Below are 18,830 nucleotides of genomic sequence, written 5' to 3'. Positions count from 1 at the left end.
AGAACAATGGAGCATATGGAAGCGCTGCTGTCCCTGATAGCAAACATAGCAATCCTCATATTTGAATTTATCGGCGTGGGCATTATCATCTATTCCGGACTTACAGGCTTTTCTAAATTCCTGCGCCACTCCCCCGACACCAAGATATACCTGGCCAAAGGCCTGGCCATGGGTCTGGAGTTTAAGATGGGAAGTGAGATCCTGCGTACCGTGGTGGTGCGCGAGTGGAAGGAGATCGGGATCGTGGCCGGCATCATTGCCCTGCGTGCCGCGCTGACCTTCCTGATCCACTGGGAGATCAAGGAAGAAGAAAAGACAGAACATGACTCCCTCTCCCTATAACCTCAGTCCGCACAGCCCCTTTAATATCTCCTTTGCTTTTTCCACCATGGCCAGGCTGTCCTGGTTCTTATTCCTTCTGTCCACATAGTGGAAGGAGGGTACTTCACCCGGAACCAGCTTTAAATCGCCCTTAAAGGATTGTACCAGTTCAGGGATCTTGTCAACCTGGATCCTGGCTTTCTGGTACATCAAAAGCCTTACCTCCTGGCGGTTGACCATCACCTCAGTTACATAAGCCTTATGGGCCAATGCCCTGAGAGCCGCGATCATCAGGAGATTGGCAACACTGCGGGGGATATCCCCAAAGCGGTCCATCAGCTCATCCTGCATATCCATGTATTCTTCCTCTGTCTCGATGGCAGAAATCCTCTTATAAATATCCAGCTTCTGATATTCATTTTTAATATAAGCGGCTGGAATGTACGCATCGATATCGCATTCCACCACGGTTTCGTAGGAATCCTCCTCAGGCATTTCTCCCTTGAGGGCCAGAACAGCCTCATTGAGCATTTTACAGTACAGGTCATATCCCACTGCCTCCATATGGCCGTGCTGCTCCGCTCCCAGGACATTTCCCGCCCCGCGGATCTCCAGATCCCGCATGGCGATCTTGATGCCTGATCCCAGCTCCGTAAACTCCCTGATGGCCTGCAACCGCTTCTCAGCCTCCTCCCGCAAAAGCTTATCCCGTCTGTACATGAGAAAGGCATAGGAGGTCCGGTTGGACCGGCCCACACGTCCCCTTAACTGGTACAGCTGGGAAAGGCCCATGCGGTCCGCATCATGGATGATCATGGTATTGGCATTGGGGATATCAAGTCCCGTTTCAATGATGGTGGTGGATACCAGCACATCGATCTCCCCATTAATGAAATCAGCCATGATCCGCTCCAGCTCATGCTCCCGCATCTGTCCATGGGCAAACGTGACCACGGCCTCAGGCACCAGTGCCTGGATCCGGCCGGCCACATCATCAATGTCCGTCACCCGGTTGTATACATAATACACCTGTCCGTTTCTTGCCAGTTCCCTGTTAATGGCTTCCCTGACCATTTCCTCGTTATATTCCATCACATAGGTCTGGATCGGGGTCCGGTCCACCGGAGGTTCCTCCAGAACACTCATATCCCGGATGCCAGCCAGGCTCATGTGCAGGGTTCTTGGAATGGGTGTTGCCGTCAGGGTGAGGACATCCACATTTTCCTTCAGCTGCTTGATCTTCTCCTTATGGGCAACGCCGAACCGCTGCTCCTCATCTATGATCAAAAGCCCCAGATCCTTAAACTGCAGGTCCTTTGACAGTACACGGTGGGTGCCGATCACAATATCCACCATCCCCTTTCGCAGGTCCTCCAGGGTCTTCTTCTGCCTGGCCGGGGTGCAGAACCGGGAGAGCATGTCAACACGGACCGGGAAATCCTTCATCCTCTGTACAAACGTGTTATAGTGCTGCTGGGCCAGAATGGTGGTGGGCACCAGATAGACCACCTGCTTGCTGTCCTGGACCGCCTTAAAGGCTGCCCGCAGGGCCACCTCCGTCTTGCCGTAGCCCACATCTCCGCAGATCAGCCGGTCCATGATCCTGCGGCTCTCCATATCTGCCTTCACCGCATCAATGGCATCCATCTGGTCATCTGTCTCATCATAGGGAAACAGCTCCTCAAACTCATTCTGCCACACCGTATCGCGTCCGTACTGGAACCCGTTCTTTTCCTGGCGGGCTGCATAGAGCTTTACAAGATCCCTGGCAATCTCCTGAACCGCCCCCTTGACCCTGGTCTTGGTCTTGTTCCACTCCGAACCTCCCAGCTTGTTAAGCTTTGGTTTCTTGGCGTCCGCTCCTGCATATTTCTGGATACTCTCCAGCCGGGTGGCGGGCAGGTAGAGATTTCCTCCATCCCCATACTCGATCTTGATATAGTCCTTAATGACCTTATCCCGCTCCACCTTTTCAATGCCTTTATAAATACCCAGCCCGTGCTCCTCATGGACCACGTAATCGCCCACGGACAGCTCCGAAAAGCTTTGGATCGCCTTTCCCTGGTAGTTGGTTTTCTTCCTGCGCTTTTTCTTTTTTTCAGCGCCGAACATATCGCCTTCCGTGATAAAGACAAACTTGAGAAGCGGGTATTCAAAGCCACGGTGAAGGCTGCCGTAGGTGACCATGATCTCCCCCGGTTTTACCTTGGAATGGGCGGCCGGTTCCCTGTCACCGGCATCCTCCCCTCCATCCGGGCAGTAAGCCCGCAGATCATACTCCCTCAGGTCGCTGGCCAGCCTGCTGGCCCTTGTTCTGGAAGCGGAGAGCAGGATTACACGGTAGCCCTCCTTTTTCCACCTGGTCAGATCCTTGATCAGGATCTCAAAGCTGTTCTGATAGGAATTAACATTCTTCACATCAATGCTGAACTTATGGTTTATCTTCATGCCGGGCAGCTTCTGGTCCAGCCCTGTAAGCATGACCGTATGCGGCTTCTGCAGCCTGGCCAGTACCTCTGCCACGGGGTAAAGCAGCTCTGTCTGCCCCGGAAGGAGATATCCTTTCTCCAGGCGGTGCACCATGCTCTCCCTGAATTCCAGTTCCACGGTCTCTCCCTTTTCCCGCAGCCTGGCCGGTTCATCCAGGTAAACCACGCTTTCTCCCCTGGGAAAATACTCCAGGAAGGAGACTGTATCAGGACAGAAATACCGTATATATGCGTCCAGCCCGCCTATTTTCCAGCCTTCCTCCAGTCCGTCCGACAGTTCCTCTATGATGGAGTGGATCCGATGGGCTTCCTCCGGCTTGTGCTGGTCCCTCAGCGCCTTCTCATAGGTCTTTTCTTCCTTTCTAAGGCGTGCGATCCCGGCATCCAGCTGTGTTTTATCCAGCACCACCTCCGCTGCCGGATAAATGGTCACTTCATCCAGCTGCTCCACGGAGCGCTGGCTCTCCAGGTCAAAGGTCCGGATGGAATCCACCTCGTCATCCCATAGTTCAATACGAAAGGGCACATCCTCTGTCAGCGGGAAAATGTCAATGATCCCTCCGCGGATGGAGAACTGCCCCATGCCATCCACCTGGGCCATCCTTTCATATCCCATGGCTGTCAGCCGCTGTCTCCACAGGTCCAGGTCGATCACCTGTCCGCTTTCCACCGTAATGGCCTGCTCCTTTAGAAACTGCAGCGGAAGCAGATGGTCCATAAGGCCGTCCATGGTGGTGACGATAATACCCCCTTTTTCCTCCATAAGGTGTTTAAGGACCGCGATCCTCTGGCGTGTCATCAGGTTCCCGTGAATATCCGCGCTGTAGAACAGCAGGTCCTTGGCCGGATACAGCCACACCTGCTTTGTAAAATTCCGGAAGTCGTCATATATTTCCTTGGCCCTGGTATCGTCATAGGTCACCACCAGTTTCCAGGGAACCCCTGTCTCCTCCCCCAGCTCATACATCAGATGAACCTTCTGGGAATCCAGGGTCCCTGTCACCTGAAGAGGGCCCTTTTCCTTCTTCAGAGCCTGGACCAGATTGTCATATTCCTGTAATTCCAACAATGGATTTTCCATCTTACCCTTTACCTCACATCAGGCCTTATGGCCGTTAAACTGATTCATGGCTGCGTCCACACTCTCCGTGATCATCACGTTTACCGCCTTTGACGCGTCCTTAAAGGCATCCTCCATAAGCACACGGTCCTCTTTGGAAAAACGGCTCAGCACATAATCCGCCAGGTCCATCTTCTTAGGTTTATCGCCTACTCCCACCCGGATCCGCGAAAACTCCTGGGTCCCCAGGTGGGCGATGATGTTCTTGATCCCATTATGGCCGCCCGCGCTGCCCTTTTTGCGGATCCGCAGCTGCCCCACATCCAGGCTGATATCATCATATATGATAATAATATGTTCATGGTCCACTTTATAGAAATCCGCAGCCGCCTTTACGCTCTCGCCGCTCAGGTTCATAAAGGTCTGAGGTTTTAAAAGCAGGACCTTCTCACCGCCTATGATCCCCCTGCCGTAAAGTCCCTTAAACTTTTTCTCCTCAACCGTGGTGCCCAGCATATCGGCCAGCACATCAATGACCTCAAATCCCACATTATGCCTTGTCTTCTCGTATTCCCTTGTGGGATTGCCCAAACCCGCTATGATATACATGACCCTGTCGTCCTCCCTCTTATCCGGTTCCCTTTTTCCCCATCCCAGTATACCCTTTATTCTGTCCCATATTCCGCTCATTTTACGTCCCTCTGTCCTGTTTCATCCATCTGATATCAAACCGGTGCCGCGGCATGTCCTGACGACACGCCTTAAAGCGTTAGATACGCACCGATGGGGGGTATCTAACGCTTTTTAGCTGTTTTCTCATTCTAACAGATTCTATATGAATTGTAAAGACTCATAATAATTGGGACTTACCGGGACCTGGCATGATTTCCATTCTATGCCGGAATGTGCAGCATGGAGTTTGCAACATTAATCGTTACCACTGTAAGGCAGCTTATCATGGCTCCCAGCCACACCTTTCCTGTAAGCTTGAACAGATACCTGCAAAGGTATGGGACGATAAATAAAAGTACCAGAAGCTGGTAGGTCTGGATGCAGTTTAAGCAGGCCGTTCCATAAGGGTTGATTCCCGTGGCGTACACGTTACTGTACATTACAAACTGCATCAGGGCAAGGCCCAGGATATTACCGATTCCGCAAATCAGCAGATTCACCCATTCCTTCTGCCCTTCCACACGCCGTGAGCTGTTGGTTGATACAGATACCATAAAATAGTAAGGGAAGAACATAACGGCATAGGTTACGGCATAAATGATATGTATGGGCTTAAATACCTTGATGGCAAGCACCCAGATGCGGAAATCCGCCACAAAGAAATAATTGGCGAGAAAAACCACACTAAAAAAGCAGGCGCATACGGTGAAGGCAAGAAGAAGGCTCTTAAGCAGCTCTTTTCCGCTTGTTTTAATCCCCCACATTTTAGGGGTAACGCCGTTTTTAGAGCCGTTAAAACGGTAGCTGAGCCAGAACAGTGCAAGCCCTACAATGGCATTAAAGATAGCCCAGACCCATACAAAGTTTGTCATCTTCTGCGGGAAAAGCCAGGTCAGCGTACCTTGCTTTGACTGCACCTGGAACAGGGCCGTTGATATTCCGATGGCGGGAAGGAAAAACTGCCAGGATGCCACTGCTGAAAACAGCCAGGTTCCCCAGAAAATCAGCTTGCTGCGGCCGGACTTAAGGGCGGGCAGCTTCTCCGGTACGGACGTTGCCAGCTCTGCAAAGAGCGGAAGGCGCATGAACAGCGAAGCCAGAGGCACAAGGAGCAGAAACATTCCGATAAAGCCCAGGAAATTAAAGCATTCTTTCAAAAGCCATAACTGATTCTCCGGCGTAATGGGATTTTCCATTTCAAAGGCCTTTGTAAAGAAATCCGATATTTCCCTGGCTTCCGTGGTGGAGAAGCGCTCATAAGCGTGGACTTCCGGCGGATTATACACCACACGCAGCGTGTGATCCCCCGCATTTCCATAAAAATGGTCAATCTCTATGGTATCCACCTTATCCTCCGGCACAAGCACGCTGTTCACCAGGGAAATCATGTCGGGATGCACGCTTAAATCATAAGCCACACCGTCCACCTGATAATTCCCACGGCCAAACTCATCATTAAATCCATTATATACAGCAACGCTGGCGTAAGCCCTCTGAGGCATCTCCTTATCTTCGGGCGCGCCTTTGATTCCATGAATTGCAAAGGTATCGTCCTTTACGCCAAAGGAAATCTCGCTTGTCTGTACACCGGAGGCAAATGCCGCCATCACCTTATTCTGGGACCGGGCATATGCCTGCTCTTTTTCCGTAATCTCCGTCCCCCCTTCAGAATCCGGCTCCTGGGCCTGGGCCAGCGCCTTCTCGTAGGCCACGCCATAATGGGCCAGCGTGTTGGAAATAATACGTCCTCCCAGAGAATGGCCGGTCACGCCGATTCTCCCGGTATCTACAAAATCCAGATTGGCCGCTGCAAACTCAACCAGCGCAATCATACCCGCGTCAGTCCAGGCAAACTGGTCATAGGGTTCCGTGCCGCCGCTGGAGAGTCCGTGCATGTAGGGATCAAAGGTAATAACCGCAATCCCCCGCCTGGAAAGTTCTATTCCCGGAATATCCATCTGCTCCTTACTGGCATAGGTTCCCGCTGTGGCGATCACCAGGGGGACCTTATTTTCCGCACTGGCTGTCTTTGGCCGGTACATGTTACAGGACAGGTATTTTCCGCCGCTGGTGGGCACCTTAAAGGTATATACCTGTGTCTTATAGAAATTTGTCTGTAAAACAGATGCTCCAACGCAGCTGATTAAAATGAGTATGATACCAATACTCAGCCACCGGAGGGCCCACTTCTTACTCCTCACTGATAATTTTGCCTTTTCCCTCATATTTTTCCTCCTTTAACTGCCGTACACTATGTTTCCTTCAGGGCAGGAATGCATCCGACCCCATCCGGTATTACCACGATTTTTTCCTTGGTGCCTAAGATCCCATCCGCTATTTCAACGGCCTGAGAAAGATTGTCAGCAGGTATGAGTCCCATCCTCTGAACTAATTCAGGCGGCTGCGTACTTATGAGAATGACCGGATGCCTTGCCATTGCCCTTGCAAGAATCTGGGACTGCCACTGGTCCGGCCGGGTTTTATCCTGGGGTACGCTGAGGATATCCTGCAGGATTTCCCCTGCTGTTTTCCCGCATGCGAATGTGTGATAGAATTCATTCCCCCCATGACCGTCCACACTGGCGGCTGCCATGATGATCACACCGCCCCTGCGGCAGATGATATCTGCTGTGGATATTCCCTTGACTGCCTGGTAGATATTCTGGTCCAGCGGGAAACCGCCGTTGCCCGTGATGACAATCCCCGCTTCCTCGTCCACCTGCATCCTGCACAGCTCATTAAGGAAACTGACGCCTGCAAGGTGGGCCTGCTCAAAATTCCCTGCAAAGGCAGCCACAGTCTCCTTATTGCCATTACAGACCACATTTACGATAAAACACAATCCAACACGCCGCGCACCTTCCACCATGTCCTCATGAATCCTGTTCCCCTTGAGACAGCCGCTGTGGGCATATGGGCTGTCAATCATGCCGGAACTGTGATTGGCATAAACCGTACTGGCTGCGCAAATTCCTGGAAGCACGCTTTTACGTCCCCCGGAGAACCCGGCGAAAAAATGCGGTTCAATAAAACCTTCCGCTATCAGCAGGTCAGCCTGGGCGCCAATCCGGTTTACACATAGGGGCGCACCCGATGGGAGGATTCCATAATCCACCATGGTATCCTTCAGACAGTCATGGATGACTATATGTTCCTGTTCATAGACCTCACGGCCGAATTTACGGACAAGTTCATCCCTGGTTGATCCCCTGTGACACCCGGTTGCTATAAGGATTGTAATCTTTACCTGTGGGTTAAACCGTCTTACTTCCTGTAGCATGGCGGGTATGATTGCCTTGCTGGGCACAGGGCGGGTATGGTCACTTGCCAGAATAACCACATTCTCCTTTCCTTTTGCCAGCTCACATAAAGGAAGGCTTCCAATTGGCGATGCAAGCGCCTGCTCAACCAGTACATCCGCCGGAGCGGGAGGCTCATAATCATGAAGCTGGTTAGTTAGCACTGCTCCTATTCTTCCATCTGGTATGTCGGCTGATAGAACAGATTTCCCATATGGTATTTCTATCTCCATGTCCCCCTCCTCATCGATGTTTCTGTGTGTGTTTCATGAATTAACTATATCATAAATCCAATATGGGCGATATGGTATAGAAACTACATTTAATAGCATTAATATGGTATGTGTAACAAACTCATTTGTATGTTTTGTATTATTTTTACTTTATTCCATACACATTCTTATCTATTATTACCCATTTCCATATATGTCCGAATATCTATCAAAAAAGGACTACCGCTGCCCGCAGTAATCCTCTTTCTATAAATATCCTTCATTCCATGCTCTCATAAAACGCGATCGCCAGATAGTAATAAGGCGCCGAGCTTAATTTACGCGGGTCATAACCCGTTTTTTCCCTTAACCGGTTCAGTTTATACTGCAGCGTATTCTTATGGAGGTACAGCTGCTCGGCAGCCTGGTTGATGGAACCGTTGCACTCATAGAGCACCCTCAAAATACGAACAGCTTCCTTCATCCGTTTTTCCGAACACCCCTTAAATACCCGCTGTATGAACTCTTCCTTTGTGGCCTGTCCAATATCGTTGATGAATATTTCCAATAAAATACTGTCGTAAAAGGCAATCCCGCCGTTTCCCCGCACCGCGGCCCCGTTCAGGGCCTTAATGGCCCGAAGATATCCGGCTTTAAGCTGTCCGCCGCTTACAGTACGGCTGTCCACGCCTGCAATCAGCTGATATCCGCATTCCTTCTGGATATCCTTCTGGATCTGGGTAATCAGCTTCGCCGCCATCTCATCGCTGCGCTCGCTCATCAATACGATAAAGCTTCCGCCGCTGCTGCCATTTACATTGCGCATGTCCTCTTTCAGGATGCGGCGGATCCTGTGTTCAATCCGTTCCACATCCTCCTGGCTCATGATGGAATTCCCGGTATGCTCAAGCACCGCAACCCGTCTGGCCACCATCACATCGATTCCCTGAGAGATACCTTCATCCACCAGGGCCGAGTTCATCCTCAGCTCATCCGTCATCAGCCATTCCTGCAAAAAGCGGTTTCTGGCGCTGCGAATCCGCATTTTTTCTTCTTTCAAATAACTTTCCAGCAGCAGGATTTCCGTCATTTTCTTTACAACCTGTCCGTAGCGGCTGACCTCTTCTTCGTTTCCCGTGATGCCCACGACCCCTACGACCTGCCCTTCAATCTCCAGCGTCAGGTTAATCCCGGACCGGGTTCCCTGATATGTATCATCATCCGGCACCGTCAGTTCCTTAAGGCCCTCATCCAGCATCTTCCTGCTGGCCTCATGGAAATCTCCTATCCGTTTTTCATCCGTACAGGCAATAATACGGCAGCTCTTATCCATGAACGTCAGATCTTCATGGATGATTTTCTTTACTTCCGTGACAATGCTCGTTCCTAAGCTGGACGATATCTGCATGTATTCTCCTCCTGAATCTGAATACTTCCATCATATCATCCTGGATTCCCATCGTCAATGCGCCTTGGACTCATCCGCAGCAATCATTCACCCACAGCATACACCTGCCTACAGCATATTCCCTGCAGCCAGTGTCTCAAGTGCCCGTTCCTCTGTGAAATATCCGCATTTCACAAGACGTGCCAGAACCTGCTCCTGGCGCTTGCCTGCCAGCTCCTGGCTGACGGTGGGCGCGTACTTGGACGGCGCATTGGGGATCCCGGCCAGCAACGTGCTCTCATAATCCGTCATGTCCCCAGGTTCTTTTCCAAAATATCCCTGGCTGGCATCCTTAACACAGTAATATCCGTTTCCGTAATAGATCGTATTCACATACAGCTCCAAAATCTCATTCTTGCTGTAATTGCGCTCCAGGTCAAAGGCAACAAACACTTCCGCCACCTTGCGCTGCAGTTCCTTTTCCTGGGTAAAATACATGTTCTTGGCCAGCTGCTGCGTCACAGTGCTTCCGCCTTCCACAAAGGCTCCTGCCCGTATATCGTTAAACACCGCCCGGCCGATGGCGATCACGTCAATCCCCGGATGGTTATAAAACCTGTGGTCCTCCACCGACAGCACCGCGTCCACATAGATCTCGGGAAGCTCATGATAGGTGGTATAGTTTTCCTTGCCGCGGATAGAAGCCACCTTGTCCTCCAGGCTTACCTCAGCCACCGCATCCCTGTACATATGATAGCCATCCATGATGACCGTTGCACAAAGGTAAATACCCACTGCCAAGACAACGGCTGCCATATATTTTAATCCTCTACGCACCTTCATTGCTTCACCCGCTTTCCCACTTAGATTCACTCAGATCATTCCCTTATTAAGGATATGTGGATTATATCTGTTTTTATGTATCTATCATATCATATACCTTAGATTTAATCCTTGAAAATGCCTTAACATCACATGACTATTCCCTGACTATTTGTGGAATTTTTTCTAAAGGAAATGTTAGAATTTCTTAAGGGAGACAACAGGAAACTGGGTGCCCTGAACAGTTACAAAATATCAGATCTCCTCATACAAAAACCAGTCAAAGTCCGCCCAGACCCCATTCCCCTGGAGATCCTGGCATCCGATCCCCACCATGGCGCCGGCAAAGCCATTCCCGTTCACCCGCTCATCCGACAACCCATGCATGTCCAGGACATTGCCTGCAGCTTCATAATTTTCTCCATCTGTGGAGTAAAAAAATGTAAGTTCTCCTCTCCTTACCTTTGCCTTGAGATACAGATCACCCTTGTCCGGTACTGATACACAAGGGCTGTCCTCCACCTCCCTGTTGATGACGGACGTAATCTGAATGCAGCGCCCCAGCTCCTCATCACGGGTGATCTTCAGATAAAAATAATTGTCATAATTATAGTAGCACACCAATCCCGCCATATGATGATAATCGCCCGGGCAGAAATCCACCTTCGTCACCGCATCATAGGAAAATGCCTGCTGACGCCTGGCGGTAAATGCCTGGCGGTACTTGGATGACAGGGAATTGCCGCCGTGGATCCGAAGCCAGCCCGGCCTGGAATTAAGGTCCAGTCCGCAGTGCGCGGCCGACTCCCGCAAAGTGAGGAACTGCCACGGGAGGGAAGGACTGTTAAAATCCTCCGCCATATTACCGGACGCGCATAAAACCGTTCCCTGTTTTTCCACTTTATCCGAAGCGTTCTCTGCTTTTGTAAGCAACTCCAACTCCGCATCCATCTTCGCCTCCCCAAACGGGAGCCTCCCCCCGCCCGCCAGGCAGAACCATCCATCCTCTGTCCAACGGATATTCTGGAGCGCGGTTTCACGTCCCAGAATGCTGCACCCGTCCACGGGTCTGGAACACAGATGCGCCATATACCAGCTGCCGTCCGCGGTTTGTACCAGCTGTCCGTGTCCGGCTCTCTGTATGGGATAATCATCATCTGCCTTGGATGTGAGCATGGGATTTTGGGGGTCCACCTCATAAGGCCCGGTGATGTTCCTGGATCTCGCCACAGTTACGCAGTGTCCGAATTCCGTTCCTCCCTCCGCACAGATAAGATAATAGTATCCGCCCCGCTTCATCATGTTGGGACCCTCTGTCTTTCCAATGGGGCTTCCCCGGAAAATGCGGTAAACAGGGCCCTTCAGACAGTTCCCCATCTCATCATATTCCTGGATATCCACTCCGGAAAAACGCGCTCTGTCCATTCTGTGGTCAATGGTCATATTGACCAGCCATTTCCGGTCACCGTCATGGAACAGGGACGGGTCGAACCCGGAACAGTTGAGAAATACAGGATCGCTCCATGGGCCCTCAATGTGTTCAGCTGTAACCAGGAAATTATGGGTATCCTTAAAACGGGAACGGTTGGTGTAGACAATCGTATAGATAAGATAAAAACGTCCATTGTCATAGGTCAGGTTTGGCGCCCAGATTCCGCAGGCCGTATCGATTCCCCGCAGATCAAGCTTCTGGTCGTCATTCAGCGGAGCCGCTGCAAACTCCCAGTCCCGCAGGTTACGGGAACGGTACACAGTGATTCCCGGAAACCACTCAAATGTTGATACTGCAATATAATATTCCTCCCCCACCCGCACAATGGATGGGTCCGGGTTAAATCCTTTTAATATGGGATTTTGTATCTGCGCCATGATTCTAATCTCCTTATGGTCAAATTTTATTCTGGTTCCTGTATTCCTTGGGCGTCATGCCGTAGAATTTTTTAAATAGGACGCTGAAATACTGTGAATTCGTATAACCCACCCGTTCGGCAATCTCATATGTCTTAAAGTTTGTTGCTGAAAGCAGGCCGGCCGCATGCTCCATGCGGATCTTTATGATATAATCGCTGATATTCATACCGGAATGTTTCTTAAATAAAGTGCTGACATAGTTGGCTGACAGATGAACCTGGTCTGCGATCCGCTCCAGGGACAGGTCCGTCTTTGCGAAACACATATTGATATAACTGCTCACCTTGCCCACCAATTCCTCCGCCGTCTCCTCGGCAAACATATACGGGCTGTACTCCAGAATGGGATACTGCCGCTTTGGATATTCCCGGTCCAGCACGTCCCGCAGATTGTTGATCTTGAGAGCCTCCATATAGGAATCATGGATGCGGTCAATGGTGTCATACCAACGGCCGATCCCGGCATACAGGTGGATATCAAGCCGGTTCATCAGTCTGGACATAGCATCCCCAAGAAGATCCCGCAGATCCGGCCGTCCACTGCTCTGTATCTCTTCCCGGCTGCGCCTTGGTTCATTTTCCCCTTCCATGATAACCGCGTTCAAATACTCTTTCCCCTGAAAGAAAGACAGATCATACCCGGCCTCCCTGCACACTGCCCGGATAGCCTCCTCAATGGCATAAAACCATTCCTTGGTCTGAATCAGAAATGGAATTTCATCCATGGCCTTCAGAGACTCGATCTTAAATGACGCCATGCGGCATCGTCCACAGGAAAGGCTGATTCCCAGGCGGCCAGCCTGGGCCTGGATTTCCCCCAATTCCATCTTATTGCAGCTGATCTCACGGAAAAAATTCCTGCGCTGCATATCCAGGCTCTTCCCCCTAAGAAGCCGGCTCTCACTCTCCGCCTCAATCTGTCTGGCAGCCTGGAGCACGGCGTCCAAAACCGAATCCTGGCTTTCGTATTTCAGAACATACTGGCTTACCTTATATTCCAATGCTTTTTTTGCATACTCGAATTCCTCATATGCGGTCAGCAGGACGATCTTCACCTCCGGATACAGCCTGCTGATGGTTTCTGTCAGCTGCAAACCGTCCATGATCGGCATCTGGATATCCGTCACGATCAGCTGCGGCATGGATTCATCCATTTTGCAAAGGGCTTCCTTCCCATTTGCAGCTTGTGCAACCACCTCAAACCCGTGCCCGGCCCAGTCCACATTCTGCACCAGGCCGCGGCGCAGCATCTCGTCATCATCCACGATCATCAGTCTGTACATAAGCGATTCCCTCCATTACATCCAGGGGTACCATGATCTGTACCTGGGTATAGACATCCTTTACGCTGTCAATCTTCATCCCAGCCTGTTCCCCATAAAATCCCTTCAGCCTCATATATACATTGCGCATGGCAAATCCCCCCTGTTTGCCCGGGGCGATTGCCTCCTCCTTTAAATCCTCCCGCAGCCGGTCAAGCGTGTTTGCATCCATTCCCACACCGTCATCAAACACGGTTATGACCATAAAGCCGTCTTCCATCCTGCCGCTTACCAGAATCATTCCCCCGCCGTCCTTGGGTTTGATTCCATGGTAAACCGCATTCTCCACCAACGGCTGCAGCATCATACGCGGAATCTTGGCATGTTCCAGACCTTTCTCGATTTCAAAGGAATACTCAAACTTTTCCCCATACCTGTATTCCAATATCCGAAGATAATTGTCCACCAATTCCATTTCCATGCCCACTGTAATAACCGAATTCCCGTTACTTAAACTGATCCGGTAAAACCGGATCAGCGATTCGCACATGGAGGAAGCCTTTTGGGATTCCTTTAGATCCGCCAGAGCCTTGATAGACCCCAGCGTGTTATAGAGAAAATGCGGCTTGATCTGGGACTGCATGATCATCAGTTCCAGGTGGGATTTCTGCTTCTGCTCCTCCCGCACCTGCTCCAACAGCCGGTCAATGGTGGTTTTTAAATGGTTCAGTCCGCCGGCCAGGGTGGTGATTTCGTATCCCGCGTTCACGCCAAAGACCATATCCCGGTTCTTCTCAAATGCCAGCACCTGTTCCGACAACTCTTTAATAGGCCTGGAAACATAGCGCGAACAGAACACGGCTACGAGCACGGAAAGGATAGCCGCCGCCACAATGATCATGAAGAATACGGCCTTGAAATTATCCAGGGTGCTGTACAGATCCGAATGAGGCGTAACAGATACCGCTGTCCAGCTGTTAGCCTTTAAAGGTGTATAATGAATATCAAGCATCTCCCTGGATTCCTGATCCCAGATCTCAAAATCCCCGCTCCCCGTCATACCGCGAAGCTGGTCCAGCTGTTCCTCATTCAGCCCGGACCGGTTGTCCGATGGCTCCGGCATCAGGCAGCCGTCTTCACTTAACAGAAATACATAGCCGTTGCGGCTGATCTCCGCCTCGTTTAAAAGTTCCCGGAAATAATCTCCCTTAAAGTTGATCACCAAGAGCCCCGTGTACTCTTTCTTTGTATTGTTATAGGGGATGACAAGGGAAAATACCTCCCTGGGGATCCTTGTGGAAAATACCTCATCCGCATGGGCGTTTACCCAGAATAGGGAATCACGTCTGCCGTCCTCAAAACTGTCCCAGCTTAAGTGCGAATAATCGTAAACCATATCGTAATAGACGTTCAGCCGGTTGCCGTAAACGGTCTGGAATGCAATGGAGTCAATAGCTCCGTTGCTGTCATTGTAGATCCCCTGAAGAAACTTATGGACCGTGATCATATCCTGGTATTCATTGGTTTTGCTGTCCTCCGTATAAGGATGGTTCACCATTCGCCACAGGGCCAGGGTCTTGTTAAGCTCGCTGCATTTCCCCAGTGTCAGCTCCAGCTTACTGTCCACCACGGCAGCGGTCTGCCTGGTCGTGTTGGCGATCAGGTATCTGGCATTCTTTTTTACCTGCCCGGCCCCCAGCATGTACATCATAATGCCGGAAAACAGGATAAGAAGGATCGTGGCCGGAAGAAACGTCCTCATGACCTGCTTCTGAAATGTTCGCCTGCTTCTGTATGCCATTGGCTGTGCCTCCTTCTCCCCCGTGCCGCCGGATCTTTATCATATTCCACAACAAGGGCACTTTTCAGTGCCCCTGGTCTGCCGGAATGTCCGGCCATTATTTTAATATTACTGCTTTACGGATTCATTATAATCCACATACGCTTCTTCCAGAGCTGCCGCCCATGTGTCAAGCAGTTCCTGCGGGGTCATTTCCCCGGACATAACTGCCTGGATATTGGACTCCATATCGGACTGGATATTGGAATAGGTCGGAAGATAGTATGGAGTATCATTAAATTTCACATCTGCGCTGGTCTCAATGTCAACACCCACGCTCATGTAAGGCGAATCCTTGAAAAATGGATCCTGCGCAGCTTCCATATTGGCCGGAATCTCGCCGTACAGCTGGCAATATTTGGTGTTTACTTCCTTGCTCAGATACAGGGAGATCACCTTCCAGACCGCTTCCTTATTCTGGGACTGAGAGTTCATGGAAAGTCCCAGAGGCATCAGCCCTGCGTGAACCACATAACCGCCATCACAGGCCGGGAACTTGGCTGCCTGGAATTTGCTGTAATCCTCCTCAAATGCCTGTACCATGGATGCTGCGGAACCCAGGTTATGCACCACGATCCCTGCCTTGCCGGACTGGAAGGAATTAGCCAGATCCGCCCAGCCTTTGGTCAGGTCATCCTGAGCCGTATATACATTGTAACAGTCTACCAGATATTTCTGTACAAATTCCACATTCTTTGGGTCATTGATGGTGGATTTTCCGTCCTCGGTAAAATAGTGGTCCAGGCCGGAATATGCGTACATCAGCATCTCCAGTGTATTGGCGCTGCCTGCACCGCCGCGGATACAAAGGCCGTATTTATCATTGGACGCATCCGTCATCTTCTCTACGGCTGTAAAGAAATCATTCCAGTTGGTGGGAACGTCCATTCCAACTTCCTTTAGCCAATCCGGTCTTACCCACATATTCCAAGTCTGGGAACTGTAGGGAAGCGCGTAGAGTCCTTCTCCGGTGGGGTCATATGTCTTATTGGATTTAATCAGGGCTTCATTGATTTTATCCTTGTCTTCCCAATTTTCAAAATAAGGGTTCAGGTTCTCATAATATCCATTGAGTACCAGTTCCGGACGGAAATCATTGGTGATGTCAGGCGCTGTTCCTGCCTGGATCGCCACGTCCAGCTTCTGCCTGTAATCACTCAGATCACCCGGAACGCCCAGCATATCCACCTTAATATCAGGATACACTTCGGTCACATAGCCGGCAAACCAGTCAAAGAATCCCTGGCGCTCTTCGGTCACGGCAGCTGCCCAGAATGTAACCGTGGTCTGCTCCCCGTTTCCTTCACCAGACTGGCTGCTCCCGGATTGATTTTTACCAGACTGACCGGACGCACCCGCCTGTTCCTGTCCGCTCTGCTGTGCAGCAGAACCGCTGTCCTTGCTGCTGCCGCATCCTGCGAGCATACTTCCCGCCGCCATCACAACTGCCAGGGCTGCCGCCATTACCTGTTTTCTTTTCATAAATAAAACCCTCCTTCAAAATTATATCATAGTTTTCTGAAACCGCATGTATTTTGTTCCATGTAGAAAAATCATGGGTGAATCAGCTTTTACGATCAGCTTTTTACAATCAGCCTTTTACCGCCCCGGCGCTGAGTCCCGCCACCAGATGCTTCTGGATAATGGCAAACAGGATCACAGGAGGGATGAGAGCGATCACGCTTCCGGCAGCAAGGGCCGGATAGTTGACCGAATACTCTCCGATCATGGTCTTAAGTCCTACCGGAATGGTAAATTTCCTCTGAGTCTGTATAAATGTAAATGCCACCAGGAACTCATTCCAACATCCGATAAAGGTAAATGCACTTACTGCCACAATGCCCGGTTTTAACACCGGCAGCAGGATCCGGCACATAATCGTCATCCGTCCTGCTCCGTCCACCATGGCCGCCTCGTCCAGTTCCTTCGGAACTCCGTTTACAAAGCTCCGCATCAGAAGCGTATTAAACGGAGTCTGAAGAATAATATTGAAAATAACCAGGGCCGCAGGGCTGTCGATCAGCTTAATGGTCTTAAATACGGAAAACAGGGGCACCAGATACAGGATCACCGGCATCATCTGCGTTCCAAGGAGCAGCAGGGTCATACCGGATTTTCCTCTGAATTTATACCGGCTTAAGGCATACGCATTGCAGATACACAGCAGAATCACCACAACCACCGACAGCGAGGATACGATCACACTGTTGACAAAATAGGTGGAAAATCCGCTCTTGCCCCATACATAGGAATAGTTATCAAAATTCAGTGACTGCGGCAGATAATGAAGCGTTTCGGACTGAAATTCCGGTATGGTCTTAAAGGATGTGGACACAGCCCACAAAAACGGGATAAGGACCAACGCCAATACAATGAACAAAGGTATGTATAGTACTGCAATCCTGGCAGCTGCAGTTTTCTGTTTCCTACTCATTTTCCTCACCTCCGAAACCGCTGACTTTTATATAGAAGACCGCAAACACCAGAAGGATCAGGAATGCGATCACTCCGATGGTGGAGCCATATCCGTAATTTCCCTTGATAATGGCTGTCTTCATCATATAGATCGGCAGTGTTGTGGTCTTGTCCATAGGACCCCCGTTGGTCATGGTGAAGATCATGTCAATGGAATTAAACTCCCATATGCCGCGGAGAAGCGTTGCAAATATAATGCTCTCCTTCAGGTAGGGAAGGGTGATGTAAAAGAAATTCTTCACCGGCCCGCATCCGTCAATGGCGCTGGACTCATATACATCTGCCGGTATGGACTGCAGCGCTGCCAGGATGTTGATGGCAAAAAAGGGCACTCCCCTCCACAGCTCCGCAATGTTTACCGCAGGGAAGAAGGTTCTGGAATCAGCCAGCCATGCAACCTTTTTTGAAATGATACCTGATTTCATCAGCATATCATTGATCAGGCCTGAGCTCTGGTCATACATCAGGGTCCACAGCATGGTCACAAGCACGCCGGATACGGCCCACGGCACAAGGGATATGGCCCTGGCAAAGCCTCTGCCCTTAAACTTCTGGTTCAGCAGCAGCGCCACCACGGTTCCCAGCACCAGCTGCCCCACCACCTGGGTCAGAACCCATTTTGCCGTAATCGTCAGGGAGCTGTAGAACTTTCCATCATGAAACAGTTTCTGATAATTCTTAAATCCCGCAAATCCGTCTTTCCAGGCCTGGGTAAGGTCATAATTCTGGAAGCTTAGATAAAAAACCCTGGCAATGGGATATACCAAAAACGACAGGATCAGAATCACAGTGGGCGCAACCAGAAGATATGGAAAAAGCTGGGTGCGCAGAGCACCGTCATTTTTCATTCTTCCTCCTTTTGCCGCAGCTACATTCCGGGCATTTTTCATTTCTCTATTTCCCCCTCTCATATTTTCACCGTCAAACTGCACGGTCATTATCCATTTTCTTTTTTGTTTTCCAGCATTTTGATACATTTATATTAATGGTAAAATGGGAGAATTAAAATAAAGGATTCCTCAAAGTTTGTTTGTTATTTTCCAAATCTCAGCATCTAACAAAACAAAGAATCCTGCGAACT

The 18,830-nt window shown here is 50.4% G+C and carries 13 protein-coding genes; 1 reads left to right on the top strand and 12 read right to left on the bottom strand.

The features are described from left to right. Window positions 1-6: 6 nt before the first annotated feature. The gene (locus CLFS41_RS01145; RefSeq protein ID WP_007865390.1) at window positions 7-342 is read left to right on the top strand and encodes a DUF1622 domain-containing protein; all 336 of its coding nucleotides are present in this window, start codon (window positions 7-9) and stop codon (window positions 340-342) included. Here the strand turns inward: CLFS41_RS01145 and mfd are convergent. The 12 genes from mfd to CLFS41_RS01085 all read right to left on the bottom strand — a co-directional run bounded on the left by mfd (window position 337) and on the right by CLFS41_RS01085 (window position 18,597). After that, window positions 337-3,891 carry a transcription-repair coupling factor gene (mfd, locus tag CLFS41_RS01140; RefSeq protein WP_045091179.1) on the bottom strand — a complete coding sequence of 1,185 codons (3,555 nt, stop codon included), beginning with the start codon at window positions 3,889-3,891 and terminating at the stop codon, window positions 337-339. The two genes, CLFS41_RS01145 and mfd, sit on opposite strands and share 6 nt — an antisense overlap. 18 nt (window positions 3,892-3,909) lie before the next feature. Beyond that, window positions 3,910-4,479: an aminoacyl-tRNA hydrolase gene (pth, locus tag CLFS41_RS01135; RefSeq protein ID WP_347467276.1), complete on the bottom strand. Its 570-nt coding sequence runs from the start codon at window positions 4,477-4,479 to the stop codon at window positions 3,910-3,912. A 284-nt stretch (window positions 4,480-4,763) separates the two neighbouring features. Further along, on the bottom strand, window positions 4,764-6,767 hold the full coding sequence (locus tag CLFS41_RS01130) for an alpha/beta hydrolase (RefSeq protein WP_007865380.1): 2,004 nt from the start codon (window positions 6,765-6,767) through the stop codon (window positions 4,764-4,766). 26 nt (window positions 6,768-6,793) lie between these two features. After that, window positions 6,794-8,074, bottom strand: coding sequence for a nickel-dependent lactate racemase (gene larA, locus CLFS41_RS01125; protein WP_045091178.1), 1,281 nt, complete (start codon window positions 8,072-8,074; stop codon window positions 6,794-6,796). A 259-nt stretch (window positions 8,075-8,333) separates the two neighbouring features. Next, window positions 8,334-9,461, bottom strand: a complete 1,128-nt coding sequence (locus CLFS41_RS01120; protein WP_007865377.1) for a sugar diacid recognition domain-containing protein — start codon at window positions 9,459-9,461, stop codon at window positions 8,334-8,336. A gap of 108 nt (window positions 9,462-9,569) precedes the next feature. Beyond that, window positions 9,570-10,283, bottom strand: a complete 714-nt coding sequence (locus tag CLFS41_RS01115; RefSeq protein WP_040416879.1) for a biosynthetic peptidoglycan transglycosylase — start codon at window positions 10,281-10,283, stop codon at window positions 9,570-9,572. A gap of 234 nt (window positions 10,284-10,517) precedes the next feature. Then, the gene (locus CLFS41_RS01110; protein ID WP_007865373.1) at window positions 10,518-12,131 is read right to left on the bottom strand and encodes a glycoside hydrolase family 43 protein; all 1,614 of its coding nucleotides are present in this window, start codon (window positions 12,129-12,131) and stop codon (window positions 10,518-10,520) included. Between the two features lie 19 nt (window positions 12,132-12,150). After that, complete coding sequence (locus tag CLFS41_RS01105; RefSeq protein ID WP_045091177.1) at window positions 12,151-13,455, bottom strand: response regulator; 1,305 nt, start codon at window positions 13,453-13,455, stop codon at window positions 12,151-12,153. Next, the gene (locus tag CLFS41_RS01100) at window positions 13,430-15,235 is read right to left on the bottom strand and encodes a sensor histidine kinase (RefSeq protein ID WP_007865370.1); all 1,806 of its coding nucleotides are present in this window, start codon (window positions 15,233-15,235) and stop codon (window positions 13,430-13,432) included. The genes CLFS41_RS01105 and CLFS41_RS01100 overlap by 26 nt, the downstream gene beginning before the upstream one ends. A 108-nt stretch (window positions 15,236-15,343) precedes the next feature. After that, window positions 15,344-16,756: a sugar ABC transporter substrate-binding protein gene (locus tag CLFS41_RS01095; RefSeq protein WP_052665566.1), complete on the bottom strand. Its 1,413-nt coding sequence runs from the start codon at window positions 16,754-16,756 to the stop codon at window positions 15,344-15,346. Window positions 16,757-16,865: 109 nt separating this feature from the next. Beyond that, a complete protein-coding gene (locus CLFS41_RS01090; RefSeq protein ID WP_007865365.1) occupies window positions 16,866-17,708 on the bottom strand; it encodes a carbohydrate ABC transporter permease in 843 nt (280 codons plus the stop codon). Beyond that, window positions 17,701-18,597 carry a sugar ABC transporter permease gene (locus tag CLFS41_RS01085; RefSeq protein WP_040416917.1) on the bottom strand — a complete coding sequence of 299 codons (897 nt, stop codon included), beginning with the start codon at window positions 18,595-18,597 and terminating at the stop codon, window positions 17,701-17,703. The genes CLFS41_RS01090 and CLFS41_RS01085 overlap by 8 nt, the downstream gene beginning before the upstream one ends. Window positions 18,598-18,830: the final 233 nt, after the last annotated feature.

This window comes from Clostridium sp. FS41 (assembly GCF_000954015.1).
Lineage (GTDB): Bacteria > Bacillota > Clostridia > Lachnospirales > Lachnospiraceae > Enterocloster > Enterocloster citroniae.
The sequence above is the reverse complement of the archived record's forward strand: the minus strand, read 5'-3'. Positions and strand labels throughout refer to the sequence as shown.

Coding starts and splice junctions, on each gene's coding strand:
- larA (WP_045091178.1), bottom strand. CDS start 8,074: ATGGAGATAGAAATACCATATGGGAAATCTGTTCTATCAGCCGACATA.
- CLFS41_RS01145 (WP_007865390.1), top strand. CDS start 7: ATGGAGCATATGGAAGCGCTGCTGTCCCTGATAGCAAACATAGCAATC.
- CLFS41_RS01120 (WP_007865377.1), bottom strand. CDS start 9,461: ATGCAGATATCGTCCAGCTTAGGAACGAGCATTGTCACGGAAGTAAAG.
- CLFS41_RS01110 (WP_007865373.1), bottom strand. CDS start 12,131: ATGGCGCAGATACAAAATCCCATATTAAAAGGATTTAACCCGGACCCA.
- CLFS41_RS01085 (WP_040416917.1), bottom strand. CDS start 18,597: ATGAAAAATGACGGTGCTCTGCGCACCCAGCTTTTTCCATATCTTCTG.
- CLFS41_RS01100 (WP_007865370.1), bottom strand. CDS start 15,235: ATGGCATACAGAAGCAGGCGAACATTTCAGAAGCAGGTCATGAGGACG.
- CLFS41_RS01130 (WP_007865380.1), bottom strand. CDS start 6,767: ATGAGGGAAAAGGCAAAATTATCAGTGAGGAGTAAGAAGTGGGCCCTC.
- CLFS41_RS01105 (WP_045091177.1), bottom strand. CDS start 13,455: ATGTACAGACTGATGATCGTGGATGATGACGAGATGCTGCGCCGCGGC.
- pth (WP_347467276.1), bottom strand. CDS start 4,479: ATGTATATCATAGCGGGTTTGGGCAATCCCACAAGGGAATACGAGAAG.
- CLFS41_RS01115 (WP_040416879.1), bottom strand. CDS start 10,283: ATGAAGGTGCGTAGAGGATTAAAATATATGGCAGCCGTTGTCTTGGCA.
- CLFS41_RS01090 (WP_007865365.1), bottom strand. CDS start 17,708: ATGAGTAGGAAACAGAAAACTGCAGCTGCCAGGATTGCAGTACTATAC.
- mfd (WP_045091179.1), bottom strand. CDS start 3,891: ATGGAAAATCCATTGTTGGAATTACAGGAATATGACAATCTGGTCCAG.
- CLFS41_RS01095 (WP_052665566.1), bottom strand. CDS start 16,756: ATGAAAAGAAAACAGGTAATGGCGGCAGCCCTGGCAGTTGTGATGGCG.